Origin of the sequence: Lactobacillus hamsteri DSM 5661 = JCM 6256 (genome assembly GCF_000615445.1) — a bacterium.
GTDB classification, from domain to species: Bacteria; Bacillota; Bacilli; order Lactobacillales; family Lactobacillaceae; genus Lactobacillus; species Lactobacillus hamsteri.
The window spans coordinates 33,565-48,525 of record NZ_BALY01000011.1 but is presented as its reverse complement, the minus strand read 5'-3'; the positions used below and the strand labels follow the sequence as shown (position 1 = coordinate 48,525).

The following is a 14,961-nucleotide window of genomic DNA, read 5'->3' as shown; positions in this document are numbered from 1 at the left end:
AGAAAAGAAGAGAGTCTATGCTTGCTAAAAGTGTAGGCTCTTTTTCGTGAGGTGATTGTATGAGCAATATTAAAATTACAAACCTTTCTTTTAGATATGATGATGCTAGCAGCAATATTTTTGACAACTTAAATTTAAATTTGGATAGTTCATGGAAATTAGGTTTAGTTGGACGGAATGGTCGGGGAAAAACCACTTTTCTTAATTTGTTGAGAAATAAGCTTCATGGTTTAGGTCAAATCCAAACTAAATTGAGTTTTTCATATTTTCCAGTTGAAATAAATGATCCTGAAAATATTACTTTATATGAATTGCAAGGGCAAGTTGATTTTGAACAATGGGAGCTTGAGCGTGAACTTAATTTGATGCATGCTGATCCTAATTTATTGTGGCAGCCATTTGATACTTTAAGTGGCGGTGAACAGACTAAAGTTTTGCTTGCTTTATCTTTTACTAATAAAGATAGTTTTCCATTGATTGATGAGCCTACTAATCACTTAGATGAAGATGCTCGTAGGCATATTGCAGAATATCTTCAAAAGCATGATAACGGTTATATTGTAGTCAGCCATGATCGTGATTTTTTGAATCAGGTAACTGACCATATTTTGGCAATTGAAAATACTGAAATTCATTTATATCAGGGCAGTTACGCTGCTTATGAAGATACAAAGAGTAAACGTGATGAATTTAATCGTGAGAAAAATGCTAAGTTGAAAAGCGAGATTAGCACTTTAAATCAGAGTCGCGTTAGAATTCAAGGGTTTTCTAATAAGTCCGAAAGTAAGAAAAATGCCAAAAATCACAAAAAGACAGAACTTATTCCAGATTTAGATAAAGGATTTTTAGGTCATAAGGCTGCCAAAATAATGAAACGCTCAAAAAATGTTGAGCGAAGAATGGATAAAGCCATCAATAATAAGAAAGGCTTGATGACTAACATTGAGAATGCCCCTGATCTAAGCATAAATTTCCAACCAAATTATCATCATACTTTGCTTGAAACTCAGCACTTAAATTTGAAGATTCAAGATAAACAACTCTTTAAGGACCTAAATTTAGTTATTAAGAATCATGGCGTAATTTCTCTTGAAGGCAAAAACGGTTCGGGTAAAACAACCTTTTTGAAACTATTATTAGGGCAGGCGCAAGAAGCAAGCTATCAAGGAAAATATGCTTTAACAACTGGCTTGCAGATTTCTTACTTGCCACAGGATTTCACTGAATATACGGGAACGTTAAAAGAATTTGCAAAAAATCAAAAGATTTCATATGAAGAACTTCTTAACAATTTAAAGAAAATGGGTTTTCCGCGTGATAGTTTTTCTACAAAAATTGAAGAAATGAGTATGGGCCAGCAAAAGCGTGTCGCTTTGGCCAAGTCTTTAGTAGAACCAGCAGATTTATATTTGTGGGATGAGCCTGCCAATTATTTAGACGTTTTTAATCAAGATCAACTTATTAAATTACTTAGAAATGTTAAGCCAGCAATGCTTTTGGTTGAGCATGATAAGTACTTTATTGAGCAAGTTGCAGATCAAAGGATAAGTTTAACTAATTAAACTTGAAAAAAGTTGAAAATAAATTAGCACTCAGGTTGCAATCCTGCTAATTTTTAGTATAATAGTATTTGTTAGCACCTGAGAGATATGAGTGCTAAAAGTGAGGGCGATATTTATGTTGACCGAACGTCAAGAACTAATACTAAAAACGATTATTAAAGACTTCACACAAACGCAAGAACCCGTTGGTTCAAAGACTGTGATGAAGCAATTACCAATAAAGGTTTCGAGTGCAACAATTCGAAACGAAATGGCAGTTCTTGAAGATAAGGGCTTAATTGAAAAGACTCACTCATCAAGTGGACGTATTCCTTCAACAGATGGATATCGTTACTATCTTGATAATCTAGTTGAGCCACTTCAATTGCCTGAAACAGTTTATAACAAAATTGTTTATCAATTAGATAAGCCTTTCCATCAAGTAAATGAAATTGTTCAAGAAGCAGCTAAGATTTTGTCAGATTTGACTAACTATACTGCTTTTGCAGAGGGACCAGAAAGCCACAGTGTTACTGTAACAGGCTTTAGAATCGTTCCTTTATCTAACCGTCAGGTGATGGCAATTTTAGTTACTAGTGATGGCAACGTACAAAATCAAGTATATGCTTTGCCTCATAATATTCATGGGGATGAAATTGAAAAAGCAGTACGGATGATTAATGATAAATTGGTAGGGAAGAGTTTAAAGCAAATTACGCCAACTCTTCTTCAAAGTTTATCATCTCATGAACTTGGCGGAGATCATGCAACTGAGCTTTTAAGCTTGGTAGAAGATGTATTGAAAGATGCCGCTAGTGAGCAGATGTATGTTGATGGACAAATCAATTTGTTAAACAACAGCTCAGAACAAAATGTCAAAGATCTGCGTTCATTGTATGAATTAGTTGATCAAAATGATGTGATTTCAAGTTTAATGAATTATTCGCCTACTAATGATAGTAAGTTTCCAATTCAAGTAAGACTTGGTTCAGAGCTTCCAAATGAACTGCTCAAGAATTATAGTTTATTAACCGCGGAATATAGTGTTGGTGAACATGGTAAAGGCACAATTGCCTTATTAGGTCCAACCAATATGCCATATTCGCAAATGATTGGCTTGCTAGAATATTTCAGAAATGAGTTAGCCAAGAAGTTGCTAGATTACTATGGCAGATTCCAATAAAGGAGGATAGCCGTGAGTAAGGAAGAATTTCCAAGCGAAAAGAACTTGGATGAAAAAGATACTGCTCCTAAGGCTAAAGTAAAGGAAAAAAAGCCTAAGCAAGCTGAAGATAAAAAAGCGGAAGCAGTTACAGATGACAGCAAGAAGTTGAAAGACGAGATTGCTGAATTGCAAAAGAAAAATAAAGATCTTGAAGATCGTTACTTGCGTAGCGAAGCAGAAATTCAGAATATGCAAAACCGCTATTCTAAAGAACGAGCTCAACTTATCAAGTATCAATCACAAGATTTGGCCAGAGACATTTTGCCTGCATTAGACAATTTGGAACGTGCGTTAAGCGTTGAGGCTGATGATGATGCTTCTAAACAATTGAAGAAAGGTGTTCAAATGACCCTTGATTCACTTGTTAAGAGTTTGAAAGATAACGGCATCGAAGAAATCAAAGCTGATGGCGAAAAATTTGATCCGACATTGCATCAAGCTGTTCAAACAGTTGCAGCAGAAAATGATGATCAAAAAGACCACGTTGCTCAGGTTTTACAAAAAGGATATAAATATAAAGATCGTACACTTAGACCAGCAATGGTTGTAGTTGCACAATAAAATCTTTAGAGAGGAAGTTTACTTAATGTCAAAAGTTATCGGTATTGACCTCGGAACTACTAACTCAGCAGTTGCAGTTCTTGAAGGTAAAGAACCAAAGATTATTACTAACCCTGAAGGTGACAGAACTACTCCTTCAGTAGTTGCATTCAAAGATGGCGAAATGCAAGTTGGTGCTGTTGCTAAGCGTCAAGCTATTACTAACCCTAACACTATTGTTTCAATTAAGCGTCACATGGGTGAAGAAGGTTACAAGGTAAAGGTTGGCGACAAGGAATACACTCCTCAAGAAATTTCAGCATTTATCTTGCAATACATCAAGAAGTTCTCAGAAGATTACTTGGGTGAAGAAGTTAATGATGCAGTTATTACTGTTCCTGCATACTTCAACGATGCTCAACGTCAAGCTACTAAGGATGCTGGTAAGATTGCTGGCTTGAATGTTCAAAGAATCATTAACGAACCAACTGCTTCAGCTTTGGCATATGGTTTGGATAAAGATGACAATGATGAAAAAGTCTTAGTATACGACCTTGGTGGTGGTACTTTCGATGTTTCCGTACTTCAATTAGGTGACGGTGTCTTCCAAGTATTATCAACTAACGGTGATACTCACCTTGGTGGTGACGACTTTGATAATCGTATCATTGATTGGCTTGTAAAGAACTTTAAGGATGAAAACGGTGTTGACTTATCTAAAGACAAGATGGCAATGCAACGTTTAAAGGATGCCGCAGAAAAGGCTAAGAAGGACTTGTCAGGTGTATCATCAACCCACATTTCACTTCCATTCATTTCTGCTGGCGAAGCAGGTCCACTTCACCTTGAAGCTGACTTAACTCGTGCCAAGTTTGATGAATTAACTGATGATTTGGTACAAAAGACTAAGGTTGCCTTTGACAACGCATTATCAGATGCTGGTTTAACTGTTAACGACATCGACAAGGTTATCTTAAACGGTGGTTCAACTCGTATTCCTGCAGTTCAAAAGGCTGTTAAGGAATGGTCTGGCAAGGAACCTGACCACTCAATCAACCCTGACGAAGCTGTTGCTTTAGGTGCAGCTATCCAAGGTGGTGTTATTTCAGGTGATGTTAAGGATATCGTTTTGCTTGATGTTACTCCATTGTCACTTGGTATTGAAACCATGGGTGGTGTGTTCACTAAGTTAATTGATAGAAACACTACTATCCCAACTTCAAAGAGTCAAATCTTCTCAACTGCTGCTGATAACCAACCAGCTGTAGATGTTCACGTATTGCAAGGTGAACGTCCAATGGCCGCAGATGATAAGACTCTTGGTCGCTTTGAATTGACTGATATTCCACCTGCACCACGTGGTGTTCCTCAAATTCAAGTTACTTTCGATATCGACAAGAACGGTATTGTAAATGTATCTGCTAAGGATATGGGTACTGGTAAGGAACAAAAGATTACTATTAAGAGTTCATCCGGTCTTTCAGACGAAGAAATCCAAAAGATGCAAAAGGATGCTGAAGAACACGCTGAAGAAGATAAGAAGCGTAAGGAAGAAGCAGACCTTCGCAACGAAGTTGATCAATTGATCTTTACTACTGAAAAGACTTTGAAGGAAACTAAGGATAAGCTTGCTGACAGTGACCGTAAGCCAGTTGAAGATGCTCTTGAAGACTTGAAGAAGGCTCAAAAGGATAACAACTTGGATGAAATGAAGGAAAAGAAGGACGCTTTATCCAAGGCTGCTCAAGATTTAGCAGTTAAGCTTTACCAAAAGAATGGTGGAGCTCAAGGTGCTGCTGGTCAAGCAGGTCCACAAGCTGGCCCTCAAGGTGGCAATCCAAATGGTAACAATGGTGGTACCCAAGATGGTAGCTTCCATAAGGTAGACCCAGATAAGTAAAAGGGTTTATAATTTAAATAACCTATTAAGAAAAGAACTGCTTAAGGGTAGTTCTTTTCTTTTGAATGTGAGGAGTTTAGATTTTGGCACAAGAAGACTACTATAAGGTTCTTGGTGTTGATCGCAACGCTAGTGAACAAGAAATAAGTAAAGCATATCGTAAATTAGCCAAAAAATACCACCCAGACTTAAACCATGAGCCAGGTGCTGAAGAAAAGTATAAGCAAGTTAATGAAGCTTATGAAGTTTTGCATGATAAGCAAAAACGTGCACAATATGACCAATTCGGCGCTGCAGGTGTAAATGGTCAAGGCGGTTTTGGCGGCCAAGGTTTCGGTGGTGCTGGAGCTCAAGGTTTTGGTGGCTTTAGCGATTTTGGTGATATCTTTAATGACATTTTTGGCGGTGGCGGTCAACGTCAAAGAGTTGATCCAACTGCCCCACAACGTGGTCAAGATTTAGATTATACTTTGACGATTGACTTTATGGATGCCATTACTGGTAAGAAGACGCAAGTTTCATATAATCGTAGTGAAACTTGTTCTACTTGTCACGGAACAGGTGCTGAAAAAGGTACTCATCCAATTACCTGTGATAAGTGTCATGGTTCAGGTTATATGACAATTACTCAACAATCTGCTTTTGGTGTGATCCAAAGACAAACTGTTTGTGATAAATGTCATGGTAAAGGCGTAATTATTGAACATCCATGTAAGACCTGTCATGGTGCTGGAACTGTTGAAGGCAAGAATACAATTGAAGTTGATATTCCAGCTGGTATTGACAATGGCCAACAACTTCGTTATGAAGGCCAAGGCGAAGCTGGTAAGAACGGTGGACCTTACGGTGATTTGTATATTAGTTATCGTATCAAGCCATCTAAGGACTTTGAAAGACGTGGCAACACTATTTATACAACTGTTCCAATTTCATTTGCTCAGGCAACTTTGGGTGACGAAATCAAAGTTAAGACCGTTCATGGTGAAACGGATTTGAAGATTCCTGCAGGTACTCAGCCTAATAAGAAATTCACTATTAAGGGTGAAGGTGTACCATATCTTCGTGGTGGCGGAAATGGTGATCAAATTACCACTGTTGAAGTTAAAATTCCTAATAAAGTTAACGAAAAGCAAAAGCAAGCTTTAGTTGACTATGTTAAGGCTAGTGGTGAATCAATCACTCCACAAGGTAAAGGATTCTTTGAAAGACTTAAAGATAAATTGAACGGCGAATAAGCGGATATTTCTAATTGATAGAAAGCAATGTTTCATTTGAAGCATTGCTTTTTTTAATTAAATTATAATAAACCACTAGACAAATATTTATTTGCATGTATAATTGGTAATCAAATACAAGACTTATATTTCAACTGCAATAGACACTTTTATCAAATTGGTATAGTTATTATACCAATTAAAGAGGAGGTAAAACCATGAACCAAGCAAACACAGTTTTTCTAATGATTTCAACAATTTTAGTATTTTTCATGACGCCGGGTTTAGCATTTTTTTATGGCGGATTAGTTAGTAAAAAGAATGTAGTCAACACAATGGCTTCAGTTTTTGTGATTACTGGAATAGCAATTATTTTATTTGCGGCATTTGGCTATAATATTGCTTTTGGAAAAAATGTGTTTGGAGTTTTTGGTTTTGACCGTAGTTTTTTCCTATCTAAAGTTGATTTAACAGCAATGTATTCTAAAGACTTAGGTATTACTAATGCGAGTTATTTACTTTTTCAAATGATGTTTTCAATTATTACTCCGGCTTTATTTGTTGGAGCTGTGGTAGGAAGAATGAAATTTAGATATCTCCTTTCATTTTTGGTTATCTGGTCAGTTTTAGTTTACTATCCAATGGTCCACATGGTTTGGAGCCCAGACGGTATTTTAGCTAAAATGGGAATGATTGATTTTGCTGGTGGGACAGTTGTCCATATTAATGCCGGAATTACCGCTTTGCTTCTTTCAATTGCGGTTGGCCCGCGTCTTAAAGAAAACGTTACTTCTGAGCATTATAGTCTATCGTGGGTTTTATTAGGTACTAGTATTCTATGGATTGGATGGTATGGCTTTAACGTTGGTTCAGCTTTTGCGATTAACAAGGTTGCCTTGCAGGCATTTTTAACAACAACGATTGCAACTGGAGCATCAATGTTAACTTGGCTAGTTCTTGAATTAAAGTTTCGTGGCAAACCTTCATTAATTGGAATTTGTACAGGTACGCTTTGTGGCTTAGTTGGAATTACTCCAGCTGCTGGATATGTTTCAGGCGCAGGGGCTTTCTTTATTGGGGTAATCTGCACATGTGCCAGTTATCTATTTATTAATTTCGCTAAAAACAAAATTAAATTAGATGATCCGTTGGATGCTTTTGGTTGTCACGGCGTCTCCGGAATTATGGGATCAATTTTAACAGGATTATTTGCCAGTAAGTCAGTAAATGCCGATATTCCAGAAAATGGCCTATTCTATAATGGTGGCTGGCACTTATTCTTAGTACAATCTGGAGGTACTTTAATTACTATTATTTTTGTAACAATTTTAACTTTGCTAATAGTTAAAATTCTTAATTTCTTCATGGCAATTCGTGTTAGCCCAGAAGAAGAAATGCAAGGATTGGATCTTGCAGAACATGATGAAAAAGTTAGTTATTAAAAAAGAAATCAGGACAAATAAGGTCCTGATTTTTTATTCTAATATTTTATCTAAGTAGTTAGCTTTGCTATAATAATAAAGATAGTAAAGGGTGAACACTTTTATGGATATTAATAAATTAAAAGATTATCAAAAACATATTCGAAATTTTTCAATCGTAGCTCACATCGACCATGGTAAATCTACCATTGCTGATAGAATTCTTGAATTGACAGATACTGTTTCAGAACGTCAACTTAAGAATCAAATGCTTGATGATATGCCACTTGAAAGACAACGTGGAATTACTATCAAGATGAACTCAGTTGAAGTTAAATATCATGCTAAAGATGGTGAAGACTACATTTTCCACTTAATCGATACACCAGGACACGTCGATTTTTCTTATGAAGTATCACGTTCTCTTGCTGCGTGTGAAGGTGCGCTTTTGGTTGTAGATGCATCTCAAGGTGTCCAAGCACAAACTTTGGCTAATACTTACTTGGCTATTGATGATGATTTGGAAATTTTGCCAGTCATTAATAAAATTGATTTGCCATCTGCAGATCCAGATAATGCCAAAGAAGAAATCGAAGAAATGCTTGGACTTGATGCCTCTGAAGCTGCACTTGTTTCAGGTAAAACAGGTGTTGGTATTCAAGATATGCTTGAGAAGATTGTTCAAGATATTCCAGCTCCTGATGGTGATTTGGAAGCTCCACTCAAGGCATTAATTTTTGATTCAAAATATGATGACTATCGTGGAGTTGTTCTTTCAGTCAGAGTTGAAGAGGGAACTGTAAAGCCAGGCGATAAGATCAAAATTATGAATACTGGTAAGGAATATGAAGTTACCGAAGTAGGTGTCTCAAGTCCTCATCCAGTTAAGAAGGATATTTTGGTTGCCGGTGACGTAGGTTACATGACTGCTAATATTAAGTCAGTTCGTGAAACTCGTGTTGGTGATACTATTACTGATGCTGAAAATCCAACGGCTGAACCACTTCCTGGCTATCGTCAAATTCCACCAATGGTTTACTCAGGTATGTATCCAGTTGATAACCGTGATTATGATGATTTAAAGGAAGCATTACAAAAACTTCAATTAAACGATGCTGCTTTGGAATTTGAACCTGAAACTTCAACAGCATTAGGATTTGGTTTCCGTTGTGGTTTCCTTGGCCTTCTTCATATGGATGTTGTTCAAGAACGTCTTGAGCAAGAATTTAATCTTGATTTGATCATGACCGCACCATCAGTTGATTACCATGCGATTATGAATGATGGTTCAACTAAGGTTATCGATAACCCATCTGACTTGCCAGATGCCGGTGAATATAAGGAAGTTCAAGAACCTTACGTTAAGGCAGAAATTATGGTGCCAAATGATTTTGTTGGTCCTGTAATGGAACTTTGTCAAAGAAAACGTGGTGAGTTTGTCACTATGGATTACCTTGATAAATATCGAGTTAACGTTATTTACAACATGCCTTTAGCTGAAATCATTTTTGACTTCTTTGACGATTTGAAATCATCAACTAAAGGTTATGCATCCCTTGACTACGAAATTACAGGTTATCGTGCTACTGATTTGGTTAAGATCGATATCTTGCTTAATAAAGAACCTATCGATGCTTTGAGCTTCATTGCTCACAGATCAGAAGCCCAAGATCGTGCACGTCAAATGACTTCAATGCTTAAGAAGCTTATTCCACGTCAAAACTTTGAAGTTGATATTCAAGGTGCAATTGGTGCCAAGATTATTTCTCGTGCAACTATTAAACCATATCGTAAAGATGTTACTTGGAAGATTCATACAGGTGACCCAGACCGTCGTGCTAAGCTTCTTGAAAAGCAGAAGCGTGGTAAGAAGAGAATGAAGGCTGTTGGTAAGGTAGATGTACCACAAGATGCCTTCATGGCGGTCCTTAAGATGAATGACGATGACATTAAAGGTAAATAAAAATGGCTAAAAACCTTAAGCACCAACGATTGTCGGTGCTTTTTTTATACCATTTTAAAAATCTACGTAAAATTAACGTAAAAGGCACTTTAAAAGTCCAAATTATTGATCGAACTTCTAATATCTTTCTTCTGCTGCTGAGTTACGTGGGTGTAAATTTCCATAGCAGTTTTTGACGTTCGGTGTCCTAAAATATATTGAACGTCTTTTGGCTTAATTCTTGAGTTACCATCATAAAGAAGAGTAGCTAGAGTATGCCGTAGACCGTGAGGGGTTATTTTGCGTAAAGGCTGCTTCGGCTTTTCGTTTGGATGCTCTTTATTCCACTTAGCTACGCGCTTTCTGTCAAACTTATACAAGTATTTAATCCAAATATCGGTTTGTTGGGGCCAATAGTAGCTGTAATCTTGTTGATGGAATACCCATTGGCACGTATCACCAATTTCTTGAACATGCTTTCGATAATCTTTTAGAACCATAAATAAATTATCTGACATCGGAACAGTATGATGGATTCCATTCTTAACATCATCGATATGTTTATGTCTGTGTTCATCTTTAGAAACTGTGCGCTCAATTCTTACTGCTCTATTATCAAAATCGATATCAGTCCACTTGAGGGCTAGAGCTTCACTTCGTCTGCAACCTAGCGAAGCGACCGTTAAAAAGTAAGTATACTTCATAGGATTGTAGTCCTTAGCAACTTCTAAAAAGTGTTTTAGTTCATCTTTTTCATAAAAATTATGAGAAGTATCTTTCTTTTTTTGTTTAGACTTTTTAGGAATGAGCACGAAATCAAAAGGGTCACGATTACACCAGTGGCGAAAAATAGCATACCTTATCAACCTATGGAGTTGATTTACTATGTTTTTATAGGTTATGTACTTTTCGGCTAAATTATTAGCATATATTTGAATGTGATCAGGGGAGATATTGTCAATGAAGTTATCTCCAAATTCGGGTTCGGTATGGTTTTTCCAAGTATCTTTCAATCTACCAATCGTAGAGGGGCGGACGTCTAAAGAAACAACTTCAATCCAAACCTTGTAAACGTCTCTTACAGTTTTTCGTTTATTATTGATATCTAAACCATTCTTAACGGCAGTAGCGCCTTGGGCTTTTAACTGATTGCGCAAAGCTTCGGCTTCTTTACGAGATTTAAGCTTACTTCTAGTAACTTTAACGGCCTTTCCTGTTTCTGGATCAGTTCCGACATAAGTCTTTAATCTGAAGTAGGTTTTTCCATCTTTCAGAGTATAAGAGGTGATCTCGGGATCTTTTCTTCTAGGCATATAGTTCACCTCCTTTCTAGTTTTTATTAGCTCGCTTGTTGAATGACAGGCGAGCCTTTTTATTTTGTATTCGTTTAAACGTATGTTCTCAGCGAGCGTTAAACAAAAGGCTACGCTAGGTAGCCTAACTACTATTCTGCTAAATGCGAGATAGCATAATCAGCTTGCGCCTCAGTAAATTGCTCTCCATAAGCTGAAGTAAGTTGATGTCTTATTCTTTCTTTGGATAAATGCTGATCTTTTTGATAGCTTTCTGCTTTCTTTAAAGCATTTTTATTCCAATCAGCTTTAACATGATCGATAGCATATTTAGCAGCTTTTTTAGAAAATCCTTCTCCGTATTGAGAAGTTAATTGGTGATAAATTTTTTGTTTAGACATAAACATATTGTCTGAATATGATTGAGCTTTTACTAAAGCATTTTCATATTCTGTAGGAATATCAGGCTTATCTGCTTCTTCTTGATCCTGCTTATATTTAAATTTGAAAGTTTGATAATTATAAGCAGGAATTAAAACATTTCCGTCTTCATCGTAAATAGAGATAAAGAAACTACTCTTAGCTTTAACATAGTTTTCTTTAAAAACTTTTTTCACTAAATCGTTAATACTTTGACCAACAGCAATTTTTTCTTTAGTAGAAAGCTCTAGGTAATTAGCTCTATCTACATTTACAGCTATGGTTTGATCTTGCCAAGTTTGAATTTTGTAAACATATAGTGAGTAATTGTAGTCTTCATTACCATCCTTAGCCTTTTTTTGCTCTTTTTTAAGGTTTTTAGCTAAGTCATTATTTATTACTTTCTTTCGAGATTTATTACTAGAAAGTTGACTAAAACTAATATTTTTAGGTTTTGAAGTAGTAGAACTACTACATCCAGCTAATCCAATGCTTAATAACGCAATAGCACTAGTTAGCGTTACTTTTTTTAGGCCCATAATTTTCTCCTTAACTAAAATTATGCCGTTGAACAACTCAGCTTTTTAAGTCTTCATTTATTGGACTAAATTAATCGCTTAAAGCTTTAATTCTATCTTGGCAAATAGCGATTCGTTTCTTGTCTCTTTCTATATCCTCTTTTTTAAAATTTATTATTTGGTCTAAATTCTGCGCAGATAAAGGAAAATCTGGATATTTTTGAGAAAACTCAATATCAGCTTGAACATAAATAATATCTTTTTTTAAATAAATAATTTCTTTCTCATAAAAAGGTATCAGTGCCTTTCCATGTTCCCAAGTTTCAAAATCCTCATCTAAGCAGGTGGGAAACTCTTTTGTTGTATGTATTTCCCATAATTCATTGTAAAAATCTACTATTCTTTTAGCTTCATCTGATAGAACATATCTATCATTGTGCTCAATAAGTAAATTTTGTTTTATGAATTTATGAGTTACTGCGACACCATTCAAATTGTAATCATAAAAGAAATATTTTGGAATTCTTGTATTAATGAGACGTCCTTTTTTAACTTTCCCATACCAGACCAACAGTAATAATTCACGCATAGTGAAATTTGTATTCGTTTCATATCTGTCTGTATATTTAGGAAAATCAGTAGGACGACCTATTATTTCATAAAAATCAGGACGCATTTCTTCTAATTTATTAAATTCTTGCCACATTTGTTTGTTCTCAATATCATTCTGCTGATTAGAGAGAGGCTTTGAGTTATTAACTATGTTTAATATCTTACTTAATAATCCCATGTGAAGCTCCTATGCCTGTTCTTCTAGTAAATAATAACAATCCTTAGGAATTCCAAAAGATTGAGCAAAAGTGAGCCAGTTATAAAAGTAAATATCATGAATATCGCAATATTCGGTTAGAAGAAAAAGGCTGAACTCGTTTGCTTTACGTTCCATACGAATTCTTTTTGCGGGACTTTGATCAAAGTCTTTTCTAGAATGACCTAGAATTAAATGCCCAAGTTCGTGACCGATGATAAAAGGTATCTCATCGATATTTTTCCAATTTGCATTAATTACAGCAGTACTGTATTCAGGAAAGGATTCAGAAGGATCATCGTCTTCAGCGGTGTAGGAGAATGTAACACCAAATTGATGATCTAACCCATAATTCATTAGCCACCTGATTACTCTGTTTCGTGCTTTTATTTTCTGCTCTACTGTTTGATACATTTTATGCATCCCTTTTAGGTAAATTATGTTTTTCGGCGTATTGTTTAGCTAATAGTCTAAAAGTATCATTTAAATCCTCCGATATAGCGCCTTTATAGGGAAGACCTAAATCACCATAATTTAAAGGTACGTCTTTGGATTTAGCTTCATCTCTACCTAAAAGCTCATCTATAGATTTATTAAAGAAATCTGCGATAGCTAATAAAGTTTGATAGCTAGGTTCACGCTTATTAGTTTCATACATCCCTAGAGTACTTGTACCTATTCCTAATTTATCAGCTAATTGCGCTTGAGATAAACCGTGCTTTTTTCTTAATTCTGAAATATTCTGTCCTAATGAAGCCATTTTAGCGCCTCCTGTATCACTATTTGTAATAATCATATCACGAATAGTAATTTATTTTAATGAAATATCACAAATAGTGTTGACAGATCACGAAACGTGATATATTATATAATCACAGATCGTGATAAGGGAGGTGGGAAGATGAACAAAATATTAATTAAGTTACGTATCGATCGTGGCTTGAGTCAAGAGGAAGCAGCAAAAGAAATCGGAATTAGTCAATCTATGCTTTCTTCTTTAGAGAAGGGGCATAGATCGGGTAGTGATTCAACTAAAATAAAAATTGCTAAGTTTTATAAGCAAAGTGTGGAGTCCATTTTTTTTGCTGGTAAAATCACGAATTGTGATAATAAAACGCCAGCTTAAGTATTAAAAAGTGGGGAGTACACAAAATGAATGAATTATAAAGTTGAAGAAAATTACGCGAAGGATTACGCGCAGTGAAAGGAAAAGAAATGGAAAATCAAATTCAACTTTTTAACTTTGAAGATCAAAAAGTTAGAACTTTAAGAATTAACGGTGAACCTTACTTCATTGGCAAGGATGTCGCTCAAATTCTCGGTTATTCAAATACAAGGGATGCTTTAAGAAAGCACGTTGACGAAGAAGATAAAAAAAGTGAGATTGTGAATGCTTCACAATTGTCGCAAAATGCGACGGGGTATAAAAGTGTTGATTTAATCGCTGAATCCGGTGTTTACTCGCTTGTCTTTAGTAGCAAAATGCCAAACGCTAAAAAGTTTAAACGTTGGGTTACATCAGAAGTTCTTCCATCAATTCGTAAGAACGGTGCTTACATGACTGATGAAAAAGCTTTCGATGTTGTAAACAACAAGGATGGTTTAGCAAGTTTGCTTCAACAAGCAGCAGACCAGCTGAGACAAAAAGACATCAAAATCCAAGAAATGAAGCCTAAAGCATTATTTGCCGACTCAGTTACAACGAGTAGAACAACAATCCTTATTGGCGAGTTAGCAAAGATCTTAAGAGGTAACGGTGTTGATATTGGAGCAACACGGTTATTCCGTTGGATGCGTGAACACGGCTACCTGATCAACCGGAAGGGCAGCGATTGGAATATGCCTACTCAAAGAGCTATGAACTTGGGACTGTTCAAGATTAAAGAAACAACAATCAATCATGCGAATGGTTCTACTTCAATTAGTAAGACACCGAAGGTGACAGGTAAAGGACAGCAATACTTTATCAACAAGTTCTTGAAGGAGCATGAGTTAGTTGAAGAAGGATAAAAAATAAGTCTTTTAGCATTAACGAAATGGTATCGCAAAGCTAAAAGCCTTGATGAAAAAGAATTACTTCTTAAATTGATTCTTTTTACCAGTCCAAGTACGGAACAAATCAATTTTATAAGAAAAGAGA

14 protein-coding genes are annotated in these 14,961 nt (G+C 35.9%); 9 read left to right on the top strand and 5 right to left on the bottom strand.

Going from position 1 to position 14,961, the window contains the following annotated elements:
• Positions 1-59 precede the first annotated feature (59 nt).
• The 7 genes from abc-f to lepA all read left to right on the top strand — a co-directional run bounded on the left by abc-f (position 60) and on the right by lepA (position 9,804).
• The gene (abc-f, locus tag JCM6256_RS09730; RefSeq protein ID WP_035438271.1) at positions 60-1,562 is read left to right on the top strand and encodes a ribosomal protection-like ABC-F family protein; all 1,503 of its coding nucleotides are present in this window, start codon (positions 60-62) and stop codon (positions 1,560-1,562) included.
• A gap of 115 nt (positions 1,563-1,677) precedes the next feature.
• Positions 1,678-2,724, top strand: coding sequence for a heat-inducible transcriptional repressor HrcA (hrcA, locus tag JCM6256_RS04325; RefSeq protein ID WP_025080560.1), 1,047 nt, complete (start codon positions 1,678-1,680; stop codon positions 2,722-2,724).
• Positions 2,725-2,736: 12 nt separating this feature from the next.
• On the top strand, positions 2,737-3,327 hold the full coding sequence (gene grpE, locus JCM6256_RS04320; RefSeq protein ID WP_025080559.1) for a nucleotide exchange factor GrpE: 591 nt from the start codon (positions 2,737-2,739) through the stop codon (positions 3,325-3,327).
• Positions 3,328-3,352: 25 nt separating this feature from the next.
• Positions 3,353-5,206, top strand: a complete 1,854-nt coding sequence (gene dnaK, locus JCM6256_RS04315) for a molecular chaperone DnaK (RefSeq protein WP_025080558.1) — start codon at positions 3,353-3,355, stop codon at positions 5,204-5,206.
• An 83-nt stretch (positions 5,207-5,289) separates the two neighbouring features.
• A complete protein-coding gene (gene dnaJ, locus JCM6256_RS04310; RefSeq protein ID WP_025080557.1) occupies positions 5,290-6,441 on the top strand; it encodes a molecular chaperone DnaJ in 1,152 nt (383 codons plus the stop codon).
• 197 nt (positions 6,442-6,638) lie between these two features.
• A complete protein-coding gene (locus JCM6256_RS09725; RefSeq protein ID WP_035438270.1) occupies positions 6,639-7,862 on the top strand; it encodes an ammonium transporter in 1,224 nt (407 codons plus the stop codon).
• Positions 7,863-7,965: 103 nt separating this feature from the next.
• A complete protein-coding gene (gene lepA, locus JCM6256_RS04300; RefSeq protein WP_025080556.1) occupies positions 7,966-9,804 on the top strand; it encodes a translation elongation factor 4 in 1,839 nt (612 codons plus the stop codon).
• 89 nt (positions 9,805-9,893) lie between these two features.
• On the opposite strand, the gene JCM6256_RS04295 is transcribed toward lepA, so the two are convergent.
• The 5 genes from JCM6256_RS04295 to JCM6256_RS04275 all read right to left on the bottom strand — a co-directional run bounded on the left by JCM6256_RS04295 (position 9,894) and on the right by JCM6256_RS04275 (position 13,581).
• Complete coding sequence (locus JCM6256_RS04295; RefSeq protein WP_025080555.1) at positions 9,894-11,096, bottom strand: tyrosine-type recombinase/integrase; 1,203 nt, start codon at positions 11,094-11,096, stop codon at positions 9,894-9,896.
• A 131-nt stretch (positions 11,097-11,227) separates the two neighbouring features.
• Positions 11,228-12,034 (bottom strand): Ltp family lipoprotein, encoded by an 807-nt coding sequence (locus JCM6256_RS10345; protein WP_025080554.1) that lies wholly within the window; start codon positions 12,032-12,034, stop codon positions 11,228-11,230.
• Between the two features lie 70 nt (positions 12,035-12,104).
• Complete coding sequence (locus JCM6256_RS10340; protein ID WP_025080553.1) at positions 12,105-12,803, bottom strand: hypothetical protein; 699 nt, start codon at positions 12,801-12,803, stop codon at positions 12,105-12,107.
• Between the two features lie 9 nt (positions 12,804-12,812).
• Complete coding sequence (locus JCM6256_RS04280; protein WP_025080552.1) at positions 12,813-13,235, bottom strand: ImmA/IrrE family metallo-endopeptidase; 423 nt, start codon at positions 13,233-13,235, stop codon at positions 12,813-12,815.
• Position 13,236: 1 nt separating this feature from the next.
• A complete protein-coding gene (locus JCM6256_RS04275; RefSeq protein WP_025080551.1) occupies positions 13,237-13,581 on the bottom strand; it encodes a helix-turn-helix domain-containing protein in 345 nt (114 codons plus the stop codon).
• A gap of 141 nt (positions 13,582-13,722) precedes the next feature.
• Between JCM6256_RS04275 and JCM6256_RS04270 the strand changes: the two genes are divergently transcribed.
• Both JCM6256_RS04270 and JCM6256_RS04265 read left to right on the top strand, forming a co-directional pair.
• A complete protein-coding gene (locus JCM6256_RS04270) occupies positions 13,723-13,947 on the top strand; it encodes a helix-turn-helix transcriptional regulator (RefSeq protein WP_025080550.1) in 225 nt (74 codons plus the stop codon).
• A gap of 89 nt (positions 13,948-14,036) precedes the next feature.
• A complete protein-coding gene (locus JCM6256_RS04265) occupies positions 14,037-14,831 on the top strand; it encodes a phage antirepressor (protein WP_025080549.1) in 795 nt (264 codons plus the stop codon).
• Positions 14,832-14,961: the final 130 nt, after the last annotated feature.

Excerpts from the sequence above, each read along its gene's own strand:
- abc-f (WP_035438271.1), top strand. The coding sequence starts at position 60 with ATGAGCAATATTAAAATTACAAACCTTTCTTTTAGATATGATGATGCT.
- hrcA (WP_025080560.1), top strand. The coding sequence starts at position 1,678 with ATGTTGACCGAACGTCAAGAACTAATACTAAAAACGATTATTAAAGAC.
- dnaK (WP_025080558.1), top strand. The coding sequence starts at position 3,353 with ATGTCAAAAGTTATCGGTATTGACCTCGGAACTACTAACTCAGCAGTT.
- JCM6256_RS09725 (WP_035438270.1), top strand. The coding sequence starts at position 6,639 with ATGAACCAAGCAAACACAGTTTTTCTAATGATTTCAACAATTTTAGTA.
- lepA (WP_025080556.1), top strand. The coding sequence starts at position 7,966 with ATGGATATTAATAAATTAAAAGATTATCAAAAACATATTCGAAATTTT.
- JCM6256_RS04295 (WP_025080555.1), bottom strand. The coding sequence starts at position 11,096 with ATGCCTAGAAGAAAAGATCCCGAGATCACCTCTTATACTCTGAAAGAT.
- JCM6256_RS10345 (WP_025080554.1), bottom strand. The coding sequence starts at position 12,034 with ATGGGCCTAAAAAAAGTAACGCTAACTAGTGCTATTGCGTTATTAAGC.
- JCM6256_RS10340 (WP_025080553.1), bottom strand. The coding sequence starts at position 12,803 with ATGGGATTATTAAGTAAGATATTAAACATAGTTAATAACTCAAAGCCT.
- JCM6256_RS04280 (WP_025080552.1), bottom strand. The coding sequence starts at position 13,235 with ATGTATCAAACAGTAGAGCAGAAAATAAAAGCACGAAACAGAGTAATC.
- JCM6256_RS04275 (WP_025080551.1), bottom strand. The coding sequence starts at position 13,581 with ATGGCTTCATTAGGACAGAATATTTCAGAATTAAGAAAAAAGCACGGT.
- JCM6256_RS04270 (WP_025080550.1), top strand. The coding sequence starts at position 13,723 with ATGAACAAAATATTAATTAAGTTACGTATCGATCGTGGCTTGAGTCAA.
- JCM6256_RS04265 (WP_025080549.1), top strand. The coding sequence starts at position 14,037 with ATGGAAAATCAAATTCAACTTTTTAACTTTGAAGATCAAAAAGTTAGA.